The organism is Citrobacter gillenii (assembly GCF_013337685.1).
Classification (GTDB): domain Bacteria; phylum Pseudomonadota; class Gammaproteobacteria; order Enterobacterales; family Enterobacteriaceae; genus Citrobacter; species Citrobacter gillenii.
In genome coordinates, this window is record NZ_SUQN01000006.1 from 308,840 (window position 1) to 334,529 (window position 25,690).

22 protein-coding genes and 1 other RNA gene are annotated in these 25,690 nt (G+C 51.8%); 8 read left to right on the forward strand and 15 right to left on the reverse strand.

What is annotated here, in order from left to right:
* Positions 1–23: 23 nt before the first annotated feature.
* From FCH32_RS15980 to tdcA, 9 genes are all read right to left on the reverse strand, one after another.
* Positions 24–1,334, reverse strand: coding sequence for an L-cysteine desulfidase family protein (locus FCH32_RS15980; RefSeq protein ID WP_174361200.1), 1,311 nt, complete (start codon positions 1,332–1,334; stop codon positions 24–26).
* A gap of 24 nt (positions 1,335–1,358) precedes the next feature.
* Positions 1,359–2,690, reverse strand: coding sequence for an SLC5/6 family protein (locus FCH32_RS15985; protein ID WP_096755569.1), 1,332 nt, complete (start codon positions 2,688–2,690; stop codon positions 1,359–1,361).
* Between the two features lie 281 nt (positions 2,691–2,971).
* Complete coding sequence (gene tdcG / locus FCH32_RS15990; RefSeq protein ID WP_115257423.1) at positions 2,972–4,336, reverse strand: L-serine ammonia-lyase; 1,365 nt, start codon at positions 4,334–4,336, stop codon at positions 2,972–2,974.
* Positions 4,337–4,426: 90 nt separating this feature from the next.
* On the reverse strand, positions 4,427–4,822 hold the full coding sequence (locus FCH32_RS15995) for an enamine/imine deaminase (RefSeq protein WP_096755567.1): 396 nt from the start codon (positions 4,820–4,822) through the stop codon (positions 4,427–4,429).
* A gap of 13 nt (positions 4,823–4,835) precedes the next feature.
* Positions 4,836–7,130, reverse strand: coding sequence for a 2-ketobutyrate formate-lyase/pyruvate formate-lyase (tdcE, locus tag FCH32_RS16000; protein WP_096755566.1), 2,295 nt, complete (start codon positions 7,128–7,130; stop codon positions 4,836–4,838).
* 28 nt (positions 7,131–7,158) lie between these two features.
* The gene (gene tdcD, locus FCH32_RS16005) at positions 7,159–8,367 is read right to left on the reverse strand and encodes a propionate kinase (RefSeq protein ID WP_096755565.1); all 1,209 of its coding nucleotides are present in this window, start codon (positions 8,365–8,367) and stop codon (positions 7,159–7,161) included.
* A 31-nt stretch (positions 8,368–8,398) separates the two neighbouring features.
* Positions 8,399–9,730 (reverse strand): threonine/serine transporter TdcC, encoded by a 1,332-nt coding sequence (tdcC, locus tag FCH32_RS16010; RefSeq protein ID WP_115257422.1) that lies wholly within the window; start codon positions 9,728–9,730, stop codon positions 8,399–8,401.
* A 22-nt stretch (positions 9,731–9,752) separates the two neighbouring features.
* Positions 9,753–10,742 (reverse strand): bifunctional threonine ammonia-lyase/L-serine ammonia-lyase TdcB, encoded by a 990-nt coding sequence (gene tdcB, locus FCH32_RS16015; RefSeq protein ID WP_096755563.1) that lies wholly within the window; start codon positions 10,740–10,742, stop codon positions 9,753–9,755.
* Positions 10,743–10,840: 98 nt separating this feature from the next.
* A complete protein-coding gene (gene tdcA / locus FCH32_RS16020; protein WP_096755562.1) occupies positions 10,841–11,779 on the reverse strand; it encodes a transcriptional regulator TdcA in 939 nt (312 codons plus the stop codon).
* 653 nt (positions 11,780–12,432) lie between these two features.
* Here tdcA and FCH32_RS16025 point away from each other — a divergent pair.
* The gene (locus FCH32_RS16025; RefSeq protein WP_174361201.1) at positions 12,433–12,573 is read left to right on the forward strand and encodes a hypothetical protein; all 141 of its coding nucleotides are present in this window, start codon (positions 12,433–12,435) and stop codon (positions 12,571–12,573) included.
* A 103-nt stretch (positions 12,574–12,676) separates the two neighbouring features.
* Here FCH32_RS16025 and rnpB read toward each other — a convergent pair.
* The 5 genes from rnpB to garP form a co-directional block, all read right to left on the reverse strand.
* An RNA gene (gene rnpB / locus FCH32_RS16030) (RNase P RNA component class A) lies at positions 12,677–13,053 on the reverse strand.
* Positions 13,054–13,085: 32 nt separating this feature from the next.
* Positions 13,086–14,231: a glycerate 2-kinase gene (garK, locus tag FCH32_RS16035; protein ID WP_174361202.1), complete on the reverse strand. Its 1,146-nt coding sequence runs from the start codon at positions 14,229–14,231 to the stop codon at positions 13,086–13,088.
* Positions 14,232–14,296: 65 nt separating this feature from the next.
* On the reverse strand, positions 14,297–15,187 hold the full coding sequence (gene garR, locus FCH32_RS16040) for a 2-hydroxy-3-oxopropionate reductase (protein ID WP_096755560.1): 891 nt from the start codon (positions 15,185–15,187) through the stop codon (positions 14,297–14,299).
* Between the two features lie 30 nt (positions 15,188–15,217).
* Positions 15,218–15,988, reverse strand: coding sequence for a 2-dehydro-3-deoxyglucarate aldolase (garL, locus tag FCH32_RS16045; RefSeq protein ID WP_117342718.1), 771 nt, complete (start codon positions 15,986–15,988; stop codon positions 15,218–15,220).
* 15 nt (positions 15,989–16,003) lie between these two features.
* On the reverse strand, positions 16,004–17,338 hold the full coding sequence (gene garP, locus FCH32_RS16050; protein WP_096755558.1) for a galactarate/glucarate/glycerate transporter GarP: 1,335 nt from the start codon (positions 17,336–17,338) through the stop codon (positions 16,004–16,006).
* Between the two features lie 396 nt (positions 17,339–17,734).
* On the opposite strand from garP, the gene garD reads away from it, so the two are divergent.
* On the forward strand, positions 17,735–19,306 hold the full coding sequence (gene garD, locus FCH32_RS16055; protein ID WP_174361203.1) for a galactarate dehydratase: 1,572 nt from the start codon (positions 17,735–17,737) through the stop codon (positions 19,304–19,306).
* A gap of 151 nt (positions 19,307–19,457) precedes the next feature.
* On the opposite strand, the gene FCH32_RS16060 is transcribed toward garD, so the two are convergent.
* Positions 19,458–20,261 (reverse strand): DeoR family transcriptional regulator, encoded by an 804-nt coding sequence (locus tag FCH32_RS16060; protein WP_115257418.1) that lies wholly within the window; start codon positions 20,259–20,261, stop codon positions 19,458–19,460.
* A 220-nt stretch (positions 20,262–20,481) separates the two neighbouring features.
* Here FCH32_RS16060 and kbaZ point away from each other — a divergent pair, with 220 nt between their 5' ends.
* Genes kbaZ through nagA form a run of 6 tightly spaced genes read left to right on the forward strand, consistent with a single transcriptional unit; the run spans position 20,482 to position 25,539 of the window.
* On the forward strand, positions 20,482–21,807 hold the full coding sequence (gene kbaZ / locus FCH32_RS16065) for a tagatose-bisphosphate aldolase subunit KbaZ (protein ID WP_115257417.1): 1,326 nt from the start codon (positions 20,482–20,484) through the stop codon (positions 21,805–21,807).
* A 19-nt stretch (positions 21,808–21,826) separates the two neighbouring features.
* Complete coding sequence (gene agaV, locus FCH32_RS16070; RefSeq protein WP_117342721.1) at positions 21,827–22,300, forward strand: PTS N-acetylgalactosamine transporter subunit IIB; 474 nt, start codon at positions 21,827–21,829, stop codon at positions 22,298–22,300.
* Positions 22,301–22,310: 10 nt separating this feature from the next.
* Positions 22,311–23,090, forward strand: a complete 780-nt coding sequence (gene agaW, locus FCH32_RS16075; RefSeq protein ID WP_115257415.1) for a PTS N-acetylgalactosamine transporter subunit IIC — start codon at positions 22,311–22,313, stop codon at positions 23,088–23,090.
* The gene (gene agaE, locus FCH32_RS16080) at positions 23,080–23,958 is read left to right on the forward strand and encodes a PTS N-acetylgalactosamine transporter subunit IID (protein WP_115257414.1); all 879 of its coding nucleotides are present in this window, start codon (positions 23,080–23,082) and stop codon (positions 23,956–23,958) included. The genes agaW and agaE overlap by 11 nt, the downstream gene beginning before the upstream one ends.
* A gap of 16 nt (positions 23,959–23,974) precedes the next feature.
* Positions 23,975–24,409 carry a PTS galactosamine/N-acetylgalactosamine transporter subunit IIA gene (gene agaF, locus FCH32_RS16085; RefSeq protein ID WP_115257413.1) on the forward strand — a complete coding sequence of 145 codons (435 nt, stop codon included), beginning with the start codon at positions 23,975–23,977 and terminating at the stop codon, positions 24,407–24,409.
* Positions 24,406–25,539, forward strand: coding sequence for an N-acetylglucosamine-6-phosphate deacetylase (nagA, locus tag FCH32_RS16090; protein ID WP_174361204.1), 1,134 nt, complete (start codon positions 24,406–24,408; stop codon positions 25,537–25,539). The genes agaF and nagA overlap by 4 nt, the downstream gene beginning before the upstream one ends.
* Positions 25,540–25,690: the final 151 nt, after the last annotated feature.

The following is a 25,690-nucleotide window of genomic DNA, read 5'->3' on the forward strand; positions in this document are numbered from 1 at the left end:
TTACGCCTTACCCGGCCTACAGATTAATGCGCTTTGCTGGCCATGATCTCAATGATCTGCTTGTCGGTTTCCTGCATCGAACGACATGCCAGCGCACACAGATTCGCAATAGATTGCTCGACATTATGCGCCACAATCCCTTCGTTACCGGTCACTGCCGTATCGTCCAGCGCCATGAGTACCGCCTTCCATGCCGCCGACGCGCTGGTAGACACTTTCATCGCACAGCTGTTTGACGCGCCATCGCAAATCATCCCACTCACATCGCCAATCATGCTGCTGATCGCCATGGCGATGGTGTTATAGCGCCCATCCACCAGCCATGCCATCCCCGCCGCCGCGCCCATCGCCGCCGTCGTTGCCGCACACAGAGCCGACAAGCGAGGAAGCTGATGATGGATATAGATTGCACTCAGGTGTGACAACATCAGCGCACGCGCCTGTTTTTCATCATCCGCACCAAAGTGCTCGGCCACCACCATCACCGGAACCGTGGCGGTGATCCCCTGGTTCCCGGAACCGGAGTTACTCATCGCCGGCAGCGTCGCGCCGCCCATTCTCGCATCCGACGCCGCACTGGTACGGATCAGAATAGCGGTTGAAAGATCGTTTGCCAGCAGGCCACGGGCACACTGCTTCTCCAGCGTAGCACCGATATGTAATCCCCATGTCCCGCGTAACCCTTCCTGAGACAGCGCCCCGTTTAGTTTTGCCGCCTGCAGAATAAAGCGGATGGACTCAAACGGCACCGCATTCACAAACGCCAGAATCTCTTCCAGCGAGGTGTGGGATAACACCGCCAGCGGCGAATCCAGCTCTTCATCCTGCGTCTGTTCTTCTTTACTGAACACCACACCATTATGGGTTTCGATGTGCACAATGTTGGTATGACCGCCAACAATCGTGACGCACGCCCACCCGTCACGGCTGTACACCTTAGCGCGTGAGAAGAGAATATCTTCGCAAGGTTGCTGCAGCATCACCGCCACGTTTCCGGCAGCCAGCATGGCTTTGGCGTCGGCTATGGCCTCTGCGGACGCATCCTTCAGCACTTCTAAACCCGCGTGGGCATTGCCACCCAGCGCACCCAGCGCAGCGGCGACGGGCAACCCTACCATTCCGGTGCCCGGTACGGTCACGCCCATGCCGTTTTTCATCAGGTTGGGTGAGACCCACGCATCAATGCGTTCAACCGCGCCGTTCAGCTCAGCGGATGCGACTGCCGCCGCCAAAGCCAGAGAGATAGGTTCGGTGCAGCCCAGGGCAGGTTTGACTTCTTCCTGCACCGCGCGGATAAAACAGTCCCATAATGGATTCAATGTAGTCTCAAACATAGCAACGACCTTCACTCAGATAACTCAAGAAAATGCCAGGAACGGAGAAACGCACAACAGCAGGCCTGTGATGATGATCAGGTACAGGGAAGCGCCTTTATATTTGTGCAGTGCAGGAACTTTGTAGACCAGCCAGGCCGGGATCAAACAGCCCACCATGCCGAAGATTGGGCTACAAATAGAGGTGAAGCTCAGTACCGGCGCATTGAGCACAATTGCACTCCAGGCCAGTAAAATAGCGAAGACCATGATGCCGCGCTGAACGAAGATTTCGTTGATCTTCTCAGCAGGCATGTAGCGACGCAGCACATTCATCACAATGCCTTGAGTCGCTTCACGGAAGCCTAAGTACACACCGAAGAAGGCGGTCATCACGGCAAAAATGTTCAGAATAACGCTGACGATTTTCACCCAACCCGCGCCGTCGCCGCTAATAAACTGTGCGGCAATCGCCAGGGCGGAAATGTTCTGCTCGTAGGCTTTCACCGCTTCATCATGGCCCATTGCCAGGGTGAAAGAGACGGCGTAGAAGAAGACAGTGACAAACAGTATGCCAAACGCGATGTTCATGGCGCGCAGCGCTTTATGACGCGCGACCTCAATGGATTTTGCGCGAGAACGGTACGAGATAACCATCGGGCTTAAGGTTTGAATAAACAGAATCGAGGTCAGCGTAAAGGGCAGCGTAATAATCGCATTCTTGATCAGCAGCCCCATCGGCGGCAGCGAGCCAGCGTTATGTAAATGCCACATCCCGACCATCGACACGCCAAGGGCGGCAACGACCAGCAGCTTGGTCAACACCATGCCGGTGGAGATTTTAAACAGTAATTTTTCACCGCGTGACGAGATAGCCACCAGGATGCAAATCAGCACCAGGCCATAGAACGGGCTGTCGGACAGTAACCCTTCGGTCACGCCAAATGTATGCAGATACGAAGCGCTGTCGTTAGTGATGGCGGTGGAATAAACAAACATCCAGATAACCAACATCACAAAATACAACGCCCCTAACAGGATGCCCCAGTTTTTGCCTAAATAACCGCTAATGACGCTTGGGTAATCTTTGCACTCAGGAGATTCAGCCAGCGTGTTGATGAACAGACGCTGGAACAAATACATCGCGGGATAGCCGATAATCGAGGACAGCAGGAATACCCACAACCCCATCAGACCCACCTGGACGGGAAGAAAAACAATCCCCGCGCCAATCGCCATACCGATACTCATAATGACCCAACCGGTGTCCATGCTGTCGAATTTAATGGCTTCCTGCCATTCACTTTCGGTCATTCCCGCCCGGCGCGCCGGAGCGGATGCGTCGAGTATTACGCTGTTATTCGTAGCCGTTTCCATAATTTCCCGCTTAATGTGTAGGTAGAGGTTTTTTTATTTTTTTCGTATTGCGTCAAGGCGATACGCAATTCATAAGATGCAGGCGAGCTCTTAGAATGAAGAAAATCATACGCTCAGGGTCAGAGAAAAACTTCACAAACAAAACCCTATAATCCCTACAGGTAAAGAAAGATTTTCTCTTGAAAACATCAAAGGTGGGATCGATTTCTGTTTTTGAAGCAGATCACAACAAAAAAAGGTGCACTTCTGTGCACCTTTTTGGTCATGCTATTTTGATTAACTCACATACACACTACTTTGATCGCCAGACCGCCGCGCGAGGTTTCGCGGTATTTATCGTTCATGTCTTTGCCAGTTTCATACATCGTCTCGATAACTTTATCGAGCGACACCCGAGGTTCTGACGTGCGGCGCAGCGCCATACGCGCGGCGTTAACCGCTTTTACTGCGTTGATCGCATTACGTTCAATGCACGGAATTTGCACCTGTCCGGCGACCGGATCGCAGGTTAACCCCAGGTTATGCTCCATGGCGATTTCAGCGGCAATACAGACCTGCGCAGGGCTCCCGCCAAGCAGTTCTGTCAGTCCGGCGGCAGCCATGGAACAGGCCACACCAATCTCACCCTGGCAGCCCACTTCGGCCCCAGAGATAGACGCATTCATCTTATACAGCGCGCCTATCGCCCCCGCGGCCAGTAAATAACGGGCGATGGAGTTCGCATTCACCGGGCGGCGGAACTTGTCGTAATAGGCCAGCACGGCGGGGATAATGCCACACGCACCGTTTGTCGGGGCGGTAACAACCCGGCACCCGGCGGCGTTCTCTTCGCTCACGGCCAGTGCGAACATGTTAATCCAGTCGATGACGTTCATTGGGTCACTGGACAGATTGTCGCTGGAAACCAGCAACCGACGTAATGCCACGGCGCGACGCGGAACGTTAAGCGGACCGGGCAGGACGCCTTCGGTGTTCATGCCGCGCTCGATACCGGCGTGCATGACATCCCAGATTGCCGCAAAACCCGCGTCAATCTCATCTTTACTGCGCATCGCCAGCTCGTTTTGCATCATCAGGCCGGAAACGGAAAGCCCGTTTCGCTCACACAGTTTCAGCAGCTCGCTGGCAGAATGGAAATTGTACGGCACATGCGCTTCAACGTCGTGCGCCTGACCAAAGTGATCCTCCTCAACGATAAAACCACCGCCAACGGAGTAATAGGTTTTGCTTAATAGCGTCTCGTTGCTGTTCCACGCGGTGATGCGCATACCATTTTCATGGCGCGGGAGCGTTTCGCTATGGAAGAGAATGTTCTCAGCAGGAGGGAAATCAACGATATGCGTGCCCTCTGCCACCGGGAGACGTCCGGTACGGGCCACGTCCTGGGTAAAACCCGCAATGGTATCAATCTGCACGTTTTGCGGACTGTTACCTGCGAGGCCCATCATGATGGCGACATCGGTCGCATGACCTTTTCCGGTCAGGGAGAGTGAACCATAAAGATCGACCACAATGCGCGTGGTCTGGTGCAATTCTCCGCTACTGACCAGTTGGTCGATAAAGCTTTTACCTGCGTTCATTGGCCCCACGGTATGGGAGCTGGAAGGTCCAATGCCAATCTTAAAAATATCGAATGCGCTAATCATATCCACACCCTCGGATTGCCGTTCAGTGAAGACCAGGTTTCACACTCATTAACGGGATCGGGGCGATCCTGACGATCGCCCCGCGGGGAGTTACACCGTGTCGCCGCGTACGGCGATGGCTTCAATCTCCAGCTTCACATCCTTCGGCAAGCGAGCAACCTGCACACAGCTGCGTGCCGGATAGATAGCCTCGTGCTCATCAAAGAACTGCTGATACACCTGATTAATGGTGGCGAAGTCGTTCAGATCGGCCACGAAAACGGTGGTCTTCACGATATCGTTCACTTTCAAACCGGCGGACTCAACGATCGCTTTCACGTTTTCCAGACTCTGACGCGCCTGATCGGTCACGTGTTCGGCAACTTCACCGGTCTGCGGACATACCGGGATTTGACCTGAGGTCAACACCATGCTGCCCAGATCCACGCCCTGTACGTAAGGCCCAATCGCCCCTGGCGCACAGTCGGTTGCAATAACTTTTCTCATAAACCCTCCGGCGTTAAAGCGCCTGGGTGAAAGTGCGTGAAATAACGTCCTGCTGCTGTTCGCGGGTTAGCGCGTTAAAGCGCACCGCATAGCCAGACACGCGGATCGTCAGGTTCGGATAGTTTTCCGGGTGCTCAATAGCATCCATCAGCATTTCGCGGTTCATGACGTTGACGTTCAGGTGCTGACCGCCTTCGACATGCGCTTCATGATGGAAATAACCGTCCAGCAGACCGACCAGGTTGGTTTTACGCACGCTATCTTCTTTGCCCAGTGCAGCCGGCACAATCGAGAAGGTGTACGAGATACCATCTTTGGCATAGGTAAACGGCAGTTTAGCCACCGAGGTCAACGAGGCGACGGCACCTTTGCGATCGCGGCCGTGCATCGGGTTCGCACCTGGCGCAAACGGCGTACCTGCGCGACGCCCGTCCGGGGTATTCCCGGTTTTCTGGCCGTACACCACGTTAGAGGTGATGGTCAGAATGGACTGCGTCGGCACCGCGTTGCGATAGGTTGGCAACACTTTAATTTTCTTCATAAAGCGTTCAACCAGGTCGCAGGCAATGCTGTCTACGCGCTCATCGTTGTTACCGTACTGCGGATAGTCACCTTCAATTTCGAAGTCGACCGCCAGGCCGTTTTCATCACGGATCGGTTTGACGCGAGCGTACTTGATAGCCGACAAGGAGTCCGCAGCAACGGACAGACCCGCCATACCGCATGCCATGGTGCGATAAACATCACGATCGTGCAGCGCCATCAGCGAGGCTTCGTAGCTGTACTTGTCGTGCATATAGTGAATGATGTTCAGCGCACTGATGTACTGCACGGCCAGCCAGTCCATAAAGTGGTCCAGGCTCTCCATCACCGTGTCGTAATCCAGCACGTCATCCATCAGCGGCGCAGTTTTCGGCCCGACCTGGATTTTCAGCTTCTCATCCACACCGCCGTTGATTGCGTACAGCAATGTTTTGGCGAGGTTGGCACGCGCACCAAAGAACTGCATTTGTTTGCCGATGACCATCGGGCTGACGCAGCAGGCAATGGCATAGTCATCGCTTTCAAAGTCAGCGCGCATCAGATCGTCATTTTCATACTGTAAAGACGACGTGACGATAGACACCTGTGCGGCATATTTTTTGAAGGCAATCGGTAAGCCTTCAGACCACAGCACCGTCAGGTTCGGCTCAGGTGCCGGTCCCATGGTGTGCAGCGTATGCAGGTAGCGGAACGAGTTTTTGGTGACCAGCGTGCGGCCGTCCAGCCCCATCCCACCAATAACTTCGGTCGCCCAGATAGGATCGCCGGAGAACAGGGTGTCGAATTCCGGAGTACGCAGGAAGCGCACCATGCGGATCTTCATGATGAAGTGGTCGATCAACTCCTGCGCCTGCTGCTCGTTTAAGATACCGGCTTTGAAGTCGCGCTCAATGTAAATGTCGAGGAACGATGCAGTACGGCCCAGCGACATCGCGCCGCCGTTCTGCGATTTCACCGCGGCCAGATAAGCAAAATACACCCACTGTACGGCTTCCTGTGCGTTACGCGCCGGACGGGAAATATCGCAACCGTACTTCGCCGCCATTTCCTGCATTTGCAGCAGCGCACGACGGTGCTCAGACAGCTCTTCACGCAGGCGAATCGTCGCCTCCAGATTCTGCCCCCACTCCAGATTTGACTGGAGATCGGCAAACTGCTGCTCGCGTTCACGCACCAGGTAGCGAATACCGTACAACGCAACACGGCGGTAATCGCCAATGATACGACCACGGCCATAGCCATCCGGCAGACCGGTTAATACGCCGGACTTACGGCAGCGCAGCATATCCGGGGAATACGCGTCGAACACGCCCTGGTTATGGGTTTTACGCAGTTCGGTATACTGGTACTCAAAATCAGCATCCATTTCACGACCGTAAGCATCAAAAGAGCTTTTGATCATGTTGATGCCGCCAAACGGATGCAGCGCACGCTTCAGCGGCTTATCCGTTTGCAGACCGACGATCTTTTCCAGTTCTTGTTCAATATAACCGGCATCGTGCGCGGTGATCGTAGTGGCAATATTGGTATCGAAATCTACCGGCGCATGCGTCGAGTTTTCAATACGGATGCCCGCCATGACTTTTTCCCACAATGCGGTGGTTGCCGGCGTCGCTTCGGCGAGGAAAGATTCATCCCCTTCATAAGGCGTGTAGTTATGCTGAATAAAATCACGGACATTAATTTCTTCTTTCCAGTCCGTACCTTTAAAGCCAAGCCACGCGTCGGCATACAGCATATCGCTGGTATCGATATTTACCTTCATGAAAAATAATCTCTCTACAGAAAATTAATTATGCAAATTCTACTGGTGTGTTAATTCTGCCTAAATGAATGGCATCACGAGCAATCATTTTCTCTTCATTCGTCGGAATAACTGCACAAATAACTCGAGCATCATTAGCAGAGATAATTCTCTCGCCATGAGAATTTGGCAGACTATTCATTTCGCTGTCGATATTCACACCTAATACGGCCAGATGTTCAATCACCAGACGGCGAATTAAGACTGAGTTTTCACCAATGCCGCCGGTGAAAATAATCCCATCAAGACGATGTAACGATGCAGCATGTCCGGCGATATGGCGTGCAATACGATGCACAAAGGTTTTAATCGCCAGCTGCGCACGCTCGTGTCCTTCGTGCCAGGCTTTTTCCAGCGTACGTAAGTCAGAGGACAAACCGGAAATACCCAGCAGGCCAGACTCTTTATTGACGACACGCTCAAGGTCGCTCAGCGTCTGATTGGTTTCACTGGCGATCCACGCCATCGCGCCAAAGTCCACATCACCGCTACGCGTACCCATCATCAGTCCTTCCAGCGGCGTCATACCCATTGAGGTATCCACGCTTTGTCCGTTACGGACCGCACAGATGGACGCGCCGTTACCCAGGTGCGCGACAACCAGGCCAGAATCATCATCCTGGAGGTCGAGAAGCTCGTGCGCTCGCTGAGAAACATAGCGGTGCGACGTGCCGTGGAAGCCATAACGACGAACACCCAGCTCCTCGTAATATTTCCACGGTAAACCGTACAGATAGGCTTCAGGTGCCATCGTCTGGTGGAAGCTGGTATCAAATACCGCCACCTGCTGTACACCCGGGAAAAGATGCTGTGCGGATTCAATCCCGCTCAGGTTCGCATAATTATGTAATGGTGCTAAAGGAGATACCCGACGAATATTGTCGATAACGTCATCTGTAATTATCGCTGATTCCGTAAAGATACTTCCACCGTGGGCAATGCGGTGGCCAATTAAGGCCACGCTATCCATTAAATTACGTTGTTCCAGTTCAGCGGCAATAGCCTTTAATGCGTCTTCGTAGCTGTGGTGAGCCAGCTTAGCCGGCTCCCCACCATTAATTGCTATGAACGCATTTTCAGAGTTAATACCGTCTGCAATTCCCGCCATTAAAACATCACAGTTGGCTGCATCCAGCACTGAGAATTTAATGGAAGATGAACCACAATTAATAACCAGTACTACCGGAAACTCATTCATTTCACTACTCCGCTCATCCTGAGCTTAAGGATTAAAACAGTTTGTAGACGATGTTCAGGATAGTCAGCAGACCAATCGCAGTAACAAACACGTTATCCAGACGGCCACGGTATTTCGCCAGAGACGGCGCTTTACGGATGGCATACATCGGCAGCAAGCAGAGCAGTGAGGCGATAATTGGCGCGCCCATCGCTTCAATCAGGTCCAGGATGTTCGGGTTGGCGTAAGCCACAACCCAGGTGGAACCCATGATGAAGATCATGCTGATGGTGTTAAGTTTGCCAACAGAGACTTTGTTCTTATCACCTTTATAACCAAACTTCAGGACCAGACCGTTCAGACCTTCCAGCGTGCCCAGATAGTGGCCGAAGAAAGATTTGAAGATAGCGACCAGTGCGATGATAGAAGCACCGTATTCCAGAACGGTCGCGAAGGTCGACTTGGTGCCGGACAGTGAAGCAAAGTGGTTCGCCAGGTATGACAGTACCGGAATGTTCTGCGCTTTGGCTTCGGCCATATTTGCCGGAGACAGCGTGAACAGGCAGCTAAAGGCGAAGAACATGACCACTGCAACCATCAGCATACTGGCACGGGAGATGATCTTGGAACATTTCTGCTCGGTAAATTCGCGGCCATAATCTTTTTCATACTCTTCGCGTTTAGACACCACGAAAGAGGAAACAATTGGCGAGAAGTTGAAGGAGAACACCATGATGGAAATACCCAGCCATACGGTGACCAGAATACCGTCATGCCCGGTCAACGCTATATTGCTGAGATCCACCTGCTGGATAACCGCTGAGTTCCAGTAAGGGATCAGGGACAGAGAGATAAGTACCAGGCTGGCAATGAATGGCCATACCAGGAAGCTCATCACTTTAACCATCAGATCTTTACCGAAGTAGATGACGAATGCCATCAACAGCAGCAGGAACAGCGCGACGAAGCCACGATTAAGCGCTGGCATCTGCAACTGGTTTTCCCAGAAGGTCATAAAGGTGTTGGTAATGGTGACGCCATAAATCCACAGCAGTGGGCAAATCGCAAAGAAGTAGAGGAACGTGATGACCACGCCGCCCGTTTTACCAAAATGCTCTTCAACCGTTTCGGTGATGTTGCCGGAAGGGTTAGAACCGGAAAGACACAGGCGCGCCAGTGCACGGTGGCAATAGAACGCGATGGGGTACGCTAACACCAGCATTAACAGAATGGGGATCAGCCCGCCAAAGCCTGCGCGGATAGGGAAGAACAACACCCCGGCGCCGATGGCTGTACCAAATAAACCCAGTGTCCAGGTGGTGTCCGATTTGCGCCAGGACGATTGTTTTGTCTGGCTGGATACAATGCTATCAGTAGTACTCATATCCTATCCTCAACGAAATATATTAAGCGTCAACTAAACCAGTAATTTGGGATACACGAGAAAGGTCGATATTACCGCCAGAAATAATGCTGACTGTTTTTCTATTCTGGATGTAGCTATCTAATTTCCCGCTTAATAATGCAGCACATGCCAGCGCGCCAGCGCCTTCTGTCACAACTTTATTTCGCTGAATTAATGCCACCATACTGTTGCGAATTTCATCTTCGCTGACCAGGACAATGTCATCCACTAACTCACGAACGATTTCATAGGTCAAAGTACCCGGGCGGGAGACGTCACAACCATCCGCCAGGGTCCCGGTCGTTCGGTGCGTGGTTATTTCTCCAGCGTGGAAAGAAGCCGCCATGCCGTGAACGTTTTCAGACTGTACGCCAATAATTTTAATGGTCGGGTTGATAGATTTAATGGCTATCGCAATACCGGCAATCAGTCCGCCGCCACCAATTGGCACAATCACGTTATCGACATCATACAGATCTTCCAGAATTTCCAGACCGATAGTCCCCTGACCGGCAATCACTTTCGGATCATCATAAGGCGGAATAAAGATGCGGCCTTCAGTTTCAACAATCTCGCTCACTTTAGCGATCGTGTCGTTGAAGTTGTCACCGTGCAGCACAACTTCTGCGGAGTAGTCGCAGGTAGCAGCCACTTTAGACTTCGGTGCGCCTTTTGGCATCACCACTTTGCCGTCAATACCGAGCATCGCACAAGAGAGGGAAACCCCTTGCGCATGGTTACCTGCAGAGCAGGCCACCACGCCTTTACATCTTTCCGCTTCAGTTAAAGAACTGAGCTTGTTAAAGGCGCCGCGAATTTTAAATGAACCAGTACGCTGCATGTTCTCAAACTTAAGGAAAATTTCCCCTTTGCAACGTTCACTAAAATAGTTAGAGCGAGGCATTCCCGTTTTATAAATTTTCCCCGCCAGTCTTTTTTTCGCTTCGAGGATATCTTCAATTGCAACTGGGAGATCGTATGTAATGTGCATTAGAACCTCTTACCTGGGTATTAAAGTAAATAGATAGCCGTGACCAACGTCTGATATAGACCGATGGCATTAATTCCGTATTAAATCGAGTTTAATCTTTAATCAACTTCAATTAATTGCTTTCGTCGCTGGCAATTATATGATGAATATTCTTTGGCTAATTCCACCAAAATTGATGCTGCTTTTTTAATTCGATAATTTTTAGACCAGACGGCGGCGTAACGCGCGACCGGTAAGGCCTCTTCTACCGGAATAGTAATAAACTGGTTTGAACCAAATGGAGTGGTCATATCGCAGGGAATTACTGTTAAGAAATCAGCATTGAGAACAAGATTATAAATTGTGACGACCGAGTCTGTTTTAACGATGTTTTCACTGCTGATGCCATTTTTTTGTAACGTAGTAAGAAGCTCGCTGTAGTAACCCATATTCGTTTGCGGCAACACCCACTGTTCATTTTGCAATGCGCTCAGCGTAGTGATGCCGGTGCGTGTTCGGGACTTACTGGCAACCAGAACAAATTCTGACTCGAACAGCGGCTCCACATGCAGGTCGTGCAATTTCATCTCATCGCTTAACGTGCCGATTGCAAAGTCCAGACGCCCATCACGAACCGCTGGTAAGAAAGAGGAAAGCTGGGCTTCATACATGGAAACCTGCGCGTTCGGGAACACCTCTTTAAACTTCTTAATCATGCCGGACATGATGGTAAAGGCGATCAGTGAGGGGAAACCGAACGACACATCAACAACCGCATTGCTCGTCATGCTATTCATCTCATCAACCATGTTTTTCATTTCACGGGTAATAGATTCAGACCATGAGAGCATCACCTGACCGGCTTGGGTCAATGTGACGCCTGTATTTTTACGCACCACCAACTCAATACCAAAATAAGCCTCAACATCATTAATGATTTTGCTTACTGCGGGTTGAGTTAAACCTAATTCTTTTGCAGCTGAGCCGATAGAACCACTTCTAATGACTTCCTGAAAGACCACTAAGTGCTGTGTTTTAGGGAGAGAAATAGTATTCATATCGGCCTGCTCTAATTACTTTGTTGACGGCAGGAAGTGTACCAAATTAAACGTTCACGGATATGTGCGACCACTCACAAATCCCCTTCACTTACATTTTGTAAGATTATTATAAACCAATAAAATCGTTATTTATCAATGCAATGAAGAAAAACGATCTCACTTTAACCTGACTTTAATCAAAAAAAGATGGGGGGATAACGAAAATTTATGGCGATAACACATGCACGTTAACGGTTATTTAACCGACGGTTGAAAGATGATAATTCAAGCAATTACAGAGTAATTATCGGTCGGGATAACGTTTAAATTTAATGAGCAATTTATCAAATAAAATTATAATTTAATTATTATCGTGGTTAAATAACGCCATGCATCACACTATTTTGCCTTATTTGTTTGTAAAGAAACATTGCATTTATCATTATTCAAAACAAAACAAACAATAAATTATCAAATGCAACAATAAATTAACGCTGGTTTTTGGTATTTTCACAGCAAGTAATTTTGTGATTTCGATCGATTGCGTGTGTTTTTTCTATAGCGAAACGTATCGATAAGCGTTTTGTGTTAGCTGTCACAAAACTGGAACTTTTCAGCAACCCCTTTGCCGCTGAAAAAGACGTTTTCGAATAAATAACGGGAAAATAAAAATGAGATTTACCGCAAATTTGCCGGATGGCGGTGCAAGCACCTTATCCGGCCTACAAAAAATCGGGGCCAGCAGGCATAAAAAACACGCCATAAAAGCAAAAACCCTCGCCATTTCTGACGAGGATTTCCTTAATAGTTGACGCTGACCGATAAGCCGCGTTCTTTTGAGCATAGCGTCGTGGACAGTCATTCATCTTGTTGCCTGCCGTAAAGCAAAAACCCGCCGAAGCGGGGTTTTATAAAGAGTGAAGCTGACCGATAAGCCGGGTTCTGTCGTGGACAGTCATTCATCTAGGCCAGCAATCGCTCACTGGCTCAAGCAGCCTACCCGGGTTCAGTACGGGCCGTACCTTGTGAACCCCTATTTGGCCTTGCTCCGGGTGGAGTTTACCGTGCCACGGACTGTTACCAGCCGCGCGGTGCGCTCTTACCGCACCCTTTCACCCTTACCTGATCCCACTTGCGTGGGCCATCGGCGGTTTGCTCTCTGTTGCACTGGTCGTGGGTTTCCCCCCCAGGCGTTACCTGGCACCCTGCCCTATGGAGCCCGGACTTTCCTCCCCTCCGCCCGTCTCCCCCGAAGAGGACGACGACGAAGCGGCGACTGTCTGGTCAGCTTCGGCGCGAAGTATAGAGGGTTTGCGGGCCAATGTCACCCCGCACTGCGCATTCCTATCGCCAACGTAGCGGCGATGTTTCTGGATGACCGATAAATATTATCAAATGCTCCCCGGAAGGCCTCTTCCAGCGTACCTATGCTGGTCAATACGCTAAACACGGCATCGATACCATATTGATGCACCACGCCCACATCGCGTGTCAGGCTGCCCGCAATACCGATCACCGGCTTGTGGTATTTCTTCGCCACACTTGCCACGCCGACAGGCACTTTGCCGTGAATACTCTGGCTGTCGAGGCGTCCTTCACCGGTAACCACCAGCGTACAGTCGTGAATATGCTCTTCCAGATTCAGCGCCTGGGTCACAATCTCTATCCCGCTACGCAGTTCTGCACCTAAAAATGCCATTAATGCCGCCCCCATACCGCCAGCGGCTCCGGCTCCGGGCACATTTTTCACATCAACGCGCAACGATTTTTTTATGATGTCGGCAAAGTGAGACAAATTACGATCCAGCTCGATAATGCGTTCTTCAGTCGCGCCCTTCTGCGGACCAAAAATGCGGGACGCACCGTTTTCGCCGGTCAATGGATTCGTCACATCACAAGCAACACGAATCGAACAGGTTTTTAAGCGCGGGTCCAGACCCGAGATATCAATGGTATTCAGGCTATTCAGGCAACCGCCGCCAAAGCCAATGTCAGTACCGTTGGCGTCACAGAGTTTTGCCCCCAGCGCCTGTACCATACCCGCACCACCGTCGTTGGTCGCACTGCCGCCAATACCAATAATGATATTTTGCGCGCCGCTTTCCAGCGCCTTGAGAATCAACTCCCCGGTACCACGCGACGTGGTGACTAAGGGGTTGCGTTTTTCTGGAGGGACCAGCGCCAGCCCACTGGCTGCCGCCATTTCGATAAACGCGGTGTTACCGTCTCCGGACATGCCCCAGCTGGCATTCACTTTTTCGCCCAACGGTCCCGTTACCCACGCGAAATGTTCCGTTCCCTGCGTGGCGGCAATCATCGCTTCAACGGTCCCTTCGCCGCCATCGGCGACCGGAACAGAAACATAGTACGCATCGGGAAAAATTTCCCGAAATCCTTTTTCTATCGCCTGCGCTACCTCGGTGGCAGAAAGGCTTTCTTTATAAGAGTCTGGGGCAATTACGATTTTCATAGTTATGTAGCCTGACAGTGCCGCGCGAGGCAAGAATTACAGGGCGCATAGTCGCGCCCTTCTTGTTAGCGAGTGACTTCCACTTTCGCCAGTTTTTCGTAGTAGCATGCCAACGCACTGTGGTCAGCCGTTCCCAGCCCGTCAGCGCGCAGCGCCTGCATCATTTCCATTACCGCTGCAGTCAGCGGCAGCTGTGCACCCACGCCGTGTGAGGTATCCAGCGCATTCGCCAGATCTTTGATGTGCAGGTCAATACGGAAACCCGGTTTAAAGTTACGGTCCATCACCATCGGCGCTTTGGCATCCAGCACGGTGCTGCCCGCCAGTCCGCCGCGAATAGCCTGATACACCAGATCCGGGTTCACACCCGCTTTGGTCGCCAGGGTCAGCGCTTCAGACATCGCCGCAATATTCAGCGCCACGATCACCTGGTTTGCCAGCTTAGTGACGTTACCCGCGCCAATGTCGCCGGTATGCACCACAGAACCCGCCATCGCTTTCAGCAGATCGTAGTACTTGTCGAAAATCGCTTTATCACCACCGACCATCACCGACAACGTGCCATCAATCGCCTTCGGTTCGCCGCCACTCACCGGTGCATCCAGCATATCCACGCCTTTCGCTTTCAGCGCATCGCTGATTTCACGACTGGCTAACGGGGCGATTGAACTCATGTCGATCAGAACGGTGCCCGGCTTCGCGCCTTCGATGATACCGCCTTCGCCCAACGCCACTTCTTTTACGTGTGGAGAATTCGGCAGCATGGTGATAATCACATCGCACTGTTCGGCAATGGCTTTCGCCGTGGTAGCGGTTTCTGCGCCTGCGGCGATGACTTCCGCAATCGCTTCTGGGTTACGGTCAGCAACCACCAGCGAGTAACCTGCCTTGAGGAGGTTTTTACTCATTGGTTTACCCATAATACCGAGGCCAATAAAACCTACTTTCATTGTCATGTCTTTATCTCTCTATACTGTCGATGGTGGTTATTTCTTAAAAGAATCAGCCAGTTTTTGCGTCGCTGAACGGAACACGCCGAGATCGCTACCGACGGCAACAAACGTCGCGCCCCAGTCCAGATAGCGACGGGCATCTGCATCAACCGGTGCCAGAATGCCGCTTGGCTTACCGTGCTTTTTCGCGACCGCAAAGATGTGCTGAATCGCCTTTTGCACTTCCGGATGGGAGGCATTGCCCAGGTGGCCTAACGCGGCGGCCAGGTCGCTTGGGCCGACGAAAATACCGTCCACGCCTTCGGTTGCGGCAATCGCATCCACGTTATCAACACCCTGCTGACTTTCGATCTGCACGATGATGGTGATGTTTTTGTTTGACTGTGCGAAGTAGTCCGGCACGGTGCCAAACATATTGGCGCGGTGAGAAACCGATACGCCGCGAATACCTTCCGGCGGATAGCGGGTAGATGCCACGGCGTTCACCGCATCTTCTTCGGTCTCAACAAACGGAATCAGGAAGTTATAGAAACCAATATCCAGCAGACGCTTGATGATCACCGGCTCGTTGGTCGGCACACGTACAACCGGCGCGCTGGAACTGCCTTTCAGCGCCATCAGCTGTGGGATAAACGTCGAGATATCGTTTGGCGCATGTTCACCGTCCAGCACCAGCCAGTCAAAACCGGCCAAGCCTAATACTTCGGTACTGATCGGGCTTGCCAGCGCGGACCAGCAGCCAATCTGAACCTGATGCGCCGCAAGTGCCGCTTTAAATTTGTTTGGGAAAATCGTGTTATTCATCGCCTATACCTTTGTTTATTTCTGCAATTCCATACGTTTAATGTCACCGACAATAAACAGGTAGCAAACCATCGCCATCAGCGCCGAGCACCCTACAAATACCAGCGCAGCATTAAATGAGTGCAGCTCGCTCACCAGGTAACCAATCACCAGCGGGGTTACGATAGAAGCCACGTTACCAAATACGTTAAACACGCCACCGCACAGACCCACAATCTCTTTCGGGGCGGTATCGGAAATCACCGGCCAACCCAGCGCGCCAAAACCTTTACCGAAGAACGCCAGCGCCATCAGCGCCACTACGAAGGTGGTATTATCCGTGTAATTGCACAGGATAATGGTTGAGGCGAGCAGCATTCCGAGCACGATCGGCAGCTTACGCGCCAGGGTGATGCTGGCGCCGCGTTTAATCAGGTAATCCGAGAACACGCCGCCCAGTACACCACCAGCAAATCCACACAGTGCCGGAATAGACGCGACCAGGCCGACTTTCAGGATCGACATACCTTTTTCCTGCACTAGGTAGATAGGGAACCAGGTCAGGAAGAACCAGGTGATGGTGTTGATAAAATACTGTCCAAAGAACACCCCCAGCATCATGCGGTTTGTCAGCAGTTGCTTGATGTAATGCAGTTTCGGACCGCTCGCCGCAGCACCACCCGGCTTCTTGTGGTCCATATCCACTACCGCGCCGTTATCCGAGATAAACTTCAGCTCTTCCTGCGACATCCGTGGGTGATCGGTAGGGTTATGGATCAGTTTTACCCACAGTCCGGTCAGCACAAAGCCAATCACGCCCATCACGGTAAAGACGTGTTCCCAGCCCCAGGCGAAGGTCAGCCAGCCCAGCAACGGTGAAAACAGCGCCAGTGAGAAATACTGCGCGGAGTTAAAAATCGCAGAGGCCGTGCCACGCTCTTTGGTCGGGAACCAGGCCGCAACAATACGGGCGTTAGCCGGGAAGGAAGGCGCTTCCGAGAAGCCCAGCATAAACCGCATGATAAACATGGAGATCCCCGCCCAGGCCAGCGGGAACATATCGACAAAACCCTGCAGGAAGGTAAACAGCGACCAGAAGAAAAGACTGTAGGTATAGACTTTCTTCGAACCAAACTTGTCGAGCAGCCAGCCGCCGGGAATTTGCATCAGCAAATAGGCCCAGCCGAAGGCGGAGAAAATGTAACCCATTGATATGGCACTGAGCTGCAACTCTTTGGCCACTTCAGTACCGGCAATAGACAACGTCGCGCGGTCTGCATAGTTTACGGCAGTGACAATAAATATTATCAGCAGTATTAAATATCGGGTGTGCGTACCTTTCTTTTTCTCTACAACCGTATCCAGTATCATTCTATTTACCTCAGGTACAAAAAGATTTTTATTATTATTTTGAAGGATGTTTACGCTGATAAATTACCGTAAGATAAAATACGCTTTTATTTATCAGTCGCTATTAAACCGTGATTCAGTATAATCAGCGCAGCGTCGTTAATCATTGTGCAAACGCTCATTAAAAGCATAATATTAAAATATTATTTTATGCATATGCACATAACCATGGGCGCTGATGCACACATTTACGTATTGATACCCTTGGTGGCGCGGCGTTTCTAAGTTTAAGTGATCTCGCTCACATTCTTAAATTAAAACTCCTGACATTCTTATTCCACGACACTGAGTCTTTATTACTTATAATTAGATTCGATATATATCTATTATCACCACCTGGCTGGAGAATACTGGACAATGGCCGACATCGAAATTAGACAAGAATTGCCCACGGCGTTTTATATTAAAGTACACGACACTGATAATGTGGCGATTATTGTCAATGACAATGGTCTGAAAGCCGGGACACGTTTCCCGGACGGACTGGCGCTGATTGAACATATTCCCCAGGGTCATAAAGTGGCGCTAACGGATATTGCTGTTCACGGCGAAATCGTGCGCTATGGTGAAGTGATCGGTTACGCCGTTCGCGACATCGCACGCGGTAGTTGGATTGATGAGTCAATGGTTGAGCTGCCCAAAGCCCCGCCGCTGGAGACGCTGCCGCTGGCAACCAAAGTGCCGGAGCCGCTTCCTCCTCTTGAAGGCTACACCTTCGAAGGCTACCGTAATGCCGACGGCAGCGTGGGCACCAAGAACCTGCTCGGCATCTCCACCAGCGTACACTGCGTGGCGGGCGTGGTGGATTATGTGGTGAAAATCATTGAGCGCGATCTGCTGCCCAAATACCCGAACGTTGACGGCGTGGTGGGGCTGAACCATCTGTATGGTTGCGGTGTAGCCATCAATGCACCGGCCGCTATCGTGCCAATTCGTACCATCCATAACATTGCCCTGAACCCCAACTTCGGTGGCGAAGTGATGGTTATCGGACTCGGCTGCGAAAAACTCCAGCCGGAACGCCTGTTAGAAGGCACGCACGATGTGAAAAGCATCCCGGTAGACAGCGCCAGCATTGTCAGCCTGCAGGATGAAAAACACGTAGGCTTCAAATCGATGGTTGAAGACATTTTGCAGGTTGCCGAGCGCCATCTGGTAAAACTCAACCAGCGTCAGCGAGAAACCTGCCCGGCCTCTGAACTGGTGGTCGGCATGCAGTGCGGCGGCAGCGATGCGTTTTCTGGCGTCACAGCTAACCCGGCAGTGGGCTACGCGTCCGATCTGTTGGTGCGCTGCGGTGCCACCGTGATGTTTTCGGAAGTGACTGAAGTGCGTGACGCCATCCACCTGTTAACGCCGCGCGCCATCAATGAAGAAGTGGGCAAGCGCCTGCTCGAAGAAATGGCCTGGTACGATAACTACCTGGATTTGGGACAAACCGACCGCAGCGCTAACCCCTCTCCGGGCAACAAGAAAGGCGGTCTGGCAAACGTGGTCGAAAAAGCGCTGGGCTCCATTGCCAAATCGGGTAAGAGCGCCATTGTGGAAGTGTTATCACCGGGCCAGCGTCCGACCAAACGCGGCCTGATTTACGCAGCCACACCGGCCAGTGACTTTGTGTGCGGTACACAACAGGTCGCCTCCGGGATCACCGTGCAGGTGTTCACCACCGGTCGCGGTACACCGTACGGTCTGATGGCGGTCCCGGTGATTAAAATGGCAACACGCACCGAACTGGCCAACCGTTGGTTTGATCTGATGGATATCAATGCCGGAACCATCGCTACCGGTGAAGAAACCATTGAAGATGTCGGTCTGAAGCTGTTCGAGTTCATTCTCGACGTGGCGAGCGGACGTAAGAAAACCTTCTCGGATCAGTGGGGACTGCACAACCAGCTGGCGGTGTTTAACCCGGCACCGGTGACCTGATTTTCTCTGGCTGAGCATTTTTCCGGCCTATAAGCGCCCTGTCCCGTAGGCCGGATAAGGCGCTTTAGCGCTGCTATCCGGCATTTCAACGATTAGCAGCCCTGTGTCTGTAACTGAATAGGCATCACTACTGCTGAATTTGTCCCTGCCATCACTGAACAATGATCACTTCGACGCCGCTACGGTGTAATTCTTGTAGACATTCCGCTGGAATACCTTCATCCACAATGATGGTATGAATACGTTGTGTATCAATGATTTTATGCAGGCTGGAGCGATTGAATTTGCTGGAATCAGTCACCACGATAATCCGCTCAGCCACTTCGCACATCCGACGGTTAAGCCGGGCTTCGTCTTCATTGTGCGTACTCACACCGCGTTCTAAATCAATAGCATCAACACCAAGAAACAGCATGTCGAAGTGGTAATTCTGCAGAGACTGCTCGGCCTGATCACCATAAAAAGACAGCGACTGACGACGCAGATGTCCACCGGTCATCAGCAGCTCGACACCTTCAGCTTCCAACAAGGCACTGGCGACATTCATCCCATTGGTCATCGCAATCACATCGGTATGCTGGCGCATCAGACGGGCAATTTCATAGGTCGTAGTGCCGGAATCCAGGATCACGCGATGCCCTGGTTTGATCATTTCAGCGGCAGCCTTGGCGATACTGCGTTTAACCGCCGTATTCAGCGAGCTCTTATCTTCAACAGAAGGCTCCACGCCCGGCGTATTGCTGTCACAGATCAGCGCCCCACCATAGGCACGAACGGCAATACCCTGCTTTTCCAGAAACGCCAGATCGTTGCGGATCGTCACCGTAGAGACGCCAAATAAAACAGAAAGATCGTTCACCTGCACGCTTCCTTGCTGTCGCAACCGCTGGATAATCTGCTCGCGCCGCTCGCTGGTACCTGTTACCCGCTTACTTGCAGAATCGGTATTGCTCATAAGAGATCCTTTAGTTAATTCTTTCGTTTCATTTCGTTTTGCCTATTAACGCCTTTCTTTTACCGGATTGCAAGCACTACAACCGGCTCAGATAGCGATAGAATCGCCGCTGAAACCTTTCATTATGTTTCTTTTGTGAAACAGATCGGAAAACAAGAATCTTTCGTTTTATTTTTATGGCAACTTGGATCAGTATCAAATGAAACAAAACGAAAGATTGATGTCGCAGCAATCTGACCTGGAGAGGAAAGTGAAACATCTAACTAAAATGGTGGAGCAGCATAAACGGGGGAAAGCAAACGGGATTTATGCCGTTTGTTCCGCGCATCCATTGGTACTGGAATCAGCAATACGCTACGCCCATGCAAACCATACACCGTTGCTGATAGAAGCAACGTCCAATCAGGTTGACCAGTTTGGCGGCTATACCGGTATGACGCCAGCCGATTTTCGCAGTTTTGTCTGTCGCCTGGCAGAATCTTTTGACTTTCCTCAGGAAATGCTAATTCTGGGTGGGGACCATCTCGGACCAAACCGTTGGCAAAACCTACCCGCAGAGCAGGCAATGGCCAATGCTGACGACCTCATTAAAAGCTACGTGGCTGCAGGATTTAAAAAAATCCACCTGGATTGCAGCATGTCCTGCCAGGGCGATCCTGTTCCATTAACGGATGCCATCGTCGCTGAACGCGCGGCACGCCTGGCGAAGGTTGCCGAAGAAACCTGTAAGGCACATTTTGGCGAGTCCGATCTGGTTTACGTGATCGGCACGGAGGTTCCGGTTCCCGGCGGTGCCCACGAAACGTTAACGGAGCTGGAAGTTACTACACCTGACGCGGCACGTGCCACGCTGGAAGCTCATCATCATGCGTTTGAAAAACAGGGTCTGGACGCCATCTGGCCACGCATTATCGCGCTGGTGGTGCAACCCGGCGTTGAATTTGACCACACACATATTATTGATTATCAGCCGCAAAAAGCCGTTGCTTTAAGCAAGATGGTAGAAGCCTACGACACATTGGTCTTTGAAGCGCATTCCACCGATTATCAAACACCACAGTCACTGCGCCAGTTGGTCAAAGATCACTTTGCGATCCTGAAAGTTGGCCCAGCCCTGACCTTCGCCCTGCGTGAAGCGTTGTTCTCACTGGCCGCTATTGAAGAAGAATTACTGCCAGCAAAGGCCTGCTCAGGTCTACGCCATGTTCTGGAAAGCGTGATGCTCGATCGCCCGGAATATTGGCAGAGCCATTACCACGGAGATGGCAACGCACGTCGACTGGCACGAGGTTACAGTTACTCCGATCGGGTTCGTTACTATTGGCCAGACAGCCAGATTGATGACGCCTTCGACCGACTGGTACGCAACCTGGCAGACGAGCCAATTCCGCTGCCGCTCATCAGCCAATATTTACCGTTGCAGTACGTAAAAGTGCGCGAGGGAGATCTCAACGCCACACCACGAGAACTCATCATTAACCATATTCAGGACATACTGCAGCAATACCACCGTGCCTGCCAGGGCGCATCATCCCATAACGCATAAAAAGAAAGAGAAAAACACTATGCCAAACATTGTATTAAGTCGCATTGACGAACGTTTAATTCACGGTCAGGTCGGTGTGCAGTGGGTCGGATTTGCGGGGGCAAATCTGGTTCTGGTTGCCAATGATGAGGTCGCTGAAGATCAGGTTCAGCAAAACCTGATGGAAATGGTGCTCGCGGAAGGGATTGCCGTGCGCTTCTGGTCACTACAAAAAGTGATCGACAATATCCACCGTGCTGCCGATCGTCAGAAAATTCTGCTGGTCTGCAGAACCCCCGCAGACTTCTTACGGCTGGTTGAAGGCGGCGTTCCGGTTAACCGCATCAACGTTGGCAATATGCACTACGCCAACGGCAAGCAGCAAATCGCTAAAACCGTTTCTGTAGACGCGAACGATATTACGGCATTTAACGGGCTGAAAGCCGCCGACGTGGAATGCTTCGTTCAGGGCGTACCAACCGAACCCGCCCAGGACCTCTTTAAACTTCTCTGAGGAATTCACAATGGAAATTAGTCTGTTGCAGGCTTTTGCGTTGGGTATTCTCGCCTTTATCGCAGGCCTGGATATGTTCAACGGGTTAACGCATATGCACCGCCCGGTGGTTCTTGGACCGCTGGTCGGGCTGATACTGGGCGATCTGCATACCGGTATTTTAACCGGTGGTACGCTGGAACTGGTGTGGATGGGCCTGGCCCCACTGGCGGGTGCTCAGCCACCAAACGTCATCATCGGGACCATTGTCGGAACAACATTTGCTATTACGACCGGCGTAAAACCAGAGGTTGCCGTTGGTGTGGCTGTGCCATTCGCCGTAGCGGTTCAAATGGGGATTACCTTCCTGTTCTCCGTGATGTCGGGTGTTATGGCTCGCTGCGATCGGATGGCAGCGAATGCCGATACAGCCGGAATTGAGCGGGTGAACTATCTGGCATTACTGGCATTGGGGACGTTCTACTTCTTATGCGCCTTCCTGCCGATTTACTTTGGCGCGGAACATGCCAAAACCGCCATTGATGTGCTACCCACACGCCTGATTGACGGCCTCGGCGTCGCCGGCGGCATCATGCCAGCAATCGGTTTTGCCGTACTGCTGAAAATCATGATGAAGAACGTCTATATCCCCTATTTTATTCTGGGTTTTGTTGCCGCTGCCTGGCTCAAGCTCCCGGTACTGGCTATCGCCGCCGCCGCACTGGCAATGGCGCTGATCGATTTTCTGCGTAAATCACCTGAACCTACAGCCCCGGTAGCACAAAAAGAGGAATTCGAAGATGGAATCTAACCAAACGGCTCTGCCGAACGTTTCCGATACCGAAGATACGCTGCTTACCGGCACCAATGAAAACATCTATGAAGATCAGAACATTGGGGCGGAGCTGACAAAAAAAGACATCAACCGCGTAGCCTGGCGTTCCATGCTGCTACAGGCATCTTTTAACTACGAACGTATGCAGGCATCAGGATGGCTGTACGGTCTGTTGCCCGCACTGAAAAAGATTCACACCAATAAACGCGATCTTGCGCGTTCAATGAAAGGCCATATGGGGTTCTTTAATACCCATCCGTTTCTGGTGACGTTTGTTATTGGCATCATCCTCGCGATGGAACGCTCCAAGCAGGACGTGAACAGTATTCAAAGTACCAAGATTGCCGTAGGCGCACCGCTCGGGGGCATCGGGGATGCGATGTTCTGGTTAACGCTGCTGCCCATTTGCGGAGGGATCGGAGCCAGCCTGGCGCTACAGGGGTCTATTCTTGGCGCAGTCGTGTTTATTGTTATGTTCAACGTTGTCCATCTTGGTTTGCGTTTTGGCCTGGCACACTACGCGTATCGGATGGGCGTCGCGGCCATCCCACTGATTAAGGCCAATACCAAGAAGGTTGGGCATGCGGCATCCATCGTTGGGATGACGGTGATTGGCGCCCTGGTTGCAACTTACGTTCGCCTTAACACCACGTTGGAAATTACCGCAGGTGATGCGGTGGTAAAACTGCAGACGGATGTTATTGACAAACTGATGCCGGCTTTCCTGCCACTGGTCTACACATTAACCATGTTCTGGTTGGTTCGTCGTGGCTGGAGTCCTCTGCGTCTTATCGCCATTACTGTGGTGCTCGGCGTAGTCGGAAAATTCTGTCATTTCCTGTAAATACAAGGGGCTGTAGATGTTAGGTATTATTTTGACGGGTCATGGCGGGTTTGCCAGCGGAATGGAAAAGGCGATGAAACAGATTCTGGGGGAACAGTCTCAGTTTATCGCCATCGACTTTCCAGAAACCTCAACCACCGCCTTGCTCACTTCGCAACTTGAACAAGCGGTGAGTGAACTGGACGCTAAGGAAAATATCATTTTTCTGACTGACCTGCTGGGTGGCACTCCGTTTCGTGTCGCGTCTACCCTGGCGATGCAAAAACAAGGAAGTGAAGTGATCACCGGTACCAATCTGCAGCTTCTGCTGGAGATGGTGCTGGAGCGTGAAGGCTTGAGCAGCGAAGAATTTCGTCTACAAGCACTGGAGTGCGGGCATCGCGGCCTGACCAGCCTGGTCGATGAGCTGGGACGGTGTCGCGAGGAACACCCCGTTGAGGAAGGGATATGACACAACTGCTGCGCGCCAGACGTCTGCTGACTGAACAGGGCTGGTTGGACGATCATCAATTACGTATAGAAGAAGGCACTATCACGACGATTGAGCCTATCCCCTCTGGCGTGATGGGGCGTGATGCCGACCTGCTGTGCCCTGCTTACATCGACACCCATGTCCACGGAGGGGGTGGCGTCGATGTTATGGATGAAGCGGCAGACTCACTCGACAAGCTGGCGATGCACAAAGCACGTGAAGGGGTAGCCAGCTGGCTGCCCACTACCGTCACCGCCCCATTGCAGGATATTCACGGGGCACTGCAACGAATTGCCCATCGCTATCATTCAGGTGGCCCCGGTGCGCAAGTGCTGGGCAGCTATCTGGAGGGACCGTATTTCACGCCACAGAATAAAGGCGCGCACCCTCCTGAGTTATTTCGGGAGCTGGAACTTAACGAGCTGGATGAGCTGATTGCAATTTCCCGGCAAACTTTGCGCGTGGTGGCGCTGGCACCAGAGAAACCAGGCTCATTGCAGGCTATTCGGCACCTCAGGCAACAGGATGTCAGGGTGATGCTGGGTCATAGTGCTGCAACCTGGGAACAAACCCGAGCCGCCTTTGACGCCGGTGCAAATGGGTTAGTGCACTGCTACAACGGCATGACAGGGCTGCATCATCGGGAACCCGGTATGGTCGGCGTGGGGTTAACCGATCCGCGCGCATGGCTGGAGCTTATTGCCGACGGACACCACGTCCACCCGGCAGCCATGACGCTGTGCTGCAACTGTGCAAAAGATCGGATAGTGTTAATCACCGATGCAATGCAGGCCGCCGGTATGCCCGATGGGCGCTATACGCTGTGTGGCGAAACGGTAGACATGCGCGGCGGTATCGTACGGACCGCTTCTGGCGGTCTGGCCGGCAGTACGCTGTCCGTTGATGCGGCCGTTCGCAATATGGTCGAATTCACCGGAAGTACGCCAGAAGATGCTATCCATATGGCTTCACTGCATCCTGCTCGCTTGTTAGGTATTGATCACCAGCTAGGATCATTAAAAACGGGCAAGCGTGCCAGCATTATTGCCCTTGATAGCGCTCTGCATTTACAACAAATCTGGATCCAGGGCCGCACGTTCCCACTCTAGACCTTTCACTGTGTATGCTATTGGCCTTCGCTTAAACACCGCAAGGCCTTTCTTTTCCTTTCGAAGTAACAAACGCCATACGCTACGATTCCAAATTTAAATCTTATATATCAACAAGATAATAAAACCATACTCTTGCACGATCACAATT

Excerpts from the sequence above, each read along its gene's own strand:
- FCH32_RS15980 (WP_174361200.1), bottom strand. The coding sequence starts at position 1,334 with ATGTTTGAGACTACATTGAATCCATTATGGGACTGTTTTATCCGCGCG.
- FCH32_RS15985 (WP_096755569.1), bottom strand. The coding sequence starts at position 2,690 with ATGGAAACGGCTACGAATAACAGCGTAATACTCGACGCATCCGCTCCG.
- tdcG (WP_115257423.1), bottom strand. The coding sequence starts at position 4,336 with ATGATTAGCGCATTCGATATTTTTAAGATTGGCATTGGACCTTCCAGC.
- FCH32_RS15995 (WP_096755567.1), bottom strand. The coding sequence starts at position 4,822 with ATGAGAAAAGTTATTGCAACCGACTGTGCGCCAGGGGCGATTGGGCCT.
- tdcE (WP_096755566.1), bottom strand. The coding sequence starts at position 7,130 with ATGAAGGTAAATATCGATACCAGCGATATGCTGTATGCCGACGCGTGG.
- tdcD (WP_096755565.1), bottom strand. The coding sequence starts at position 8,367 with ATGAATGAGTTTCCGGTAGTACTGGTTATTAATTGTGGTTCATCTTCC.
- tdcC (WP_115257422.1), bottom strand. The coding sequence starts at position 9,730 with ATGAGTACTACTGATAGCATTGTATCCAGCCAGACAAAACAATCGTCC.
- tdcB (WP_096755563.1), bottom strand. The coding sequence starts at position 10,742 with ATGCACATTACATACGATCTCCCAGTTGCAATTGAAGATATCCTCGAA.
- tdcA (WP_096755562.1), bottom strand. The coding sequence starts at position 11,779 with ATGAATACTATTTCTCTCCCTAAAACACAGCACTTAGTGGTCTTTCAG.
- FCH32_RS16025 (WP_174361201.1), top strand. The coding sequence starts at position 12,433 with ATGAGATTTACCGCAAATTTGCCGGATGGCGGTGCAAGCACCTTATCC.
- garK (WP_174361202.1), bottom strand. The coding sequence starts at position 14,231 with ATGAAAATCGTAATTGCCCCAGACTCTTATAAAGAAAGCCTTTCTGCC.
- garR (WP_096755560.1), bottom strand. The coding sequence starts at position 15,187 with ATGACAATGAAAGTAGGTTTTATTGGCCTCGGTATTATGGGTAAACCA.
- garL (WP_117342718.1), bottom strand. The coding sequence starts at position 15,988 with ATGAATAACACGATTTTCCCAAACAAATTTAAAGCGGCACTTGCGGCG.
- garP (WP_096755558.1), bottom strand. The coding sequence starts at position 17,338 with ATGATACTGGATACGGTTGTAGAGAAAAAGAAAGGTACGCACACCCGA.
- garD (WP_174361203.1), top strand. The coding sequence starts at position 17,735 with ATGGCCGACATCGAAATTAGACAAGAATTGCCCACGGCGTTTTATATT.
- FCH32_RS16060 (WP_115257418.1), bottom strand. The coding sequence starts at position 20,261 with ATGAGCAATACCGATTCTGCAAGTAAGCGGGTAACAGGTACCAGCGAG.
- kbaZ (WP_115257417.1), top strand. The coding sequence starts at position 20,482 with ATGTCGCAGCAATCTGACCTGGAGAGGAAAGTGAAACATCTAACTAAA.
- agaV (WP_117342721.1), top strand. The coding sequence starts at position 21,827 with ATGCCAAACATTGTATTAAGTCGCATTGACGAACGTTTAATTCACGGT.
- agaW (WP_115257415.1), top strand. The coding sequence starts at position 22,311 with ATGGAAATTAGTCTGTTGCAGGCTTTTGCGTTGGGTATTCTCGCCTTT.
- agaE (WP_115257414.1), top strand. The coding sequence starts at position 23,080 with ATGGAATCTAACCAAACGGCTCTGCCGAACGTTTCCGATACCGAAGAT.
- agaF (WP_115257413.1), top strand. The coding sequence starts at position 23,975 with ATGTTAGGTATTATTTTGACGGGTCATGGCGGGTTTGCCAGCGGAATG.
- nagA (WP_174361204.1), top strand. The coding sequence starts at position 24,406 with ATGACACAACTGCTGCGCGCCAGACGTCTGCTGACTGAACAGGGCTGG.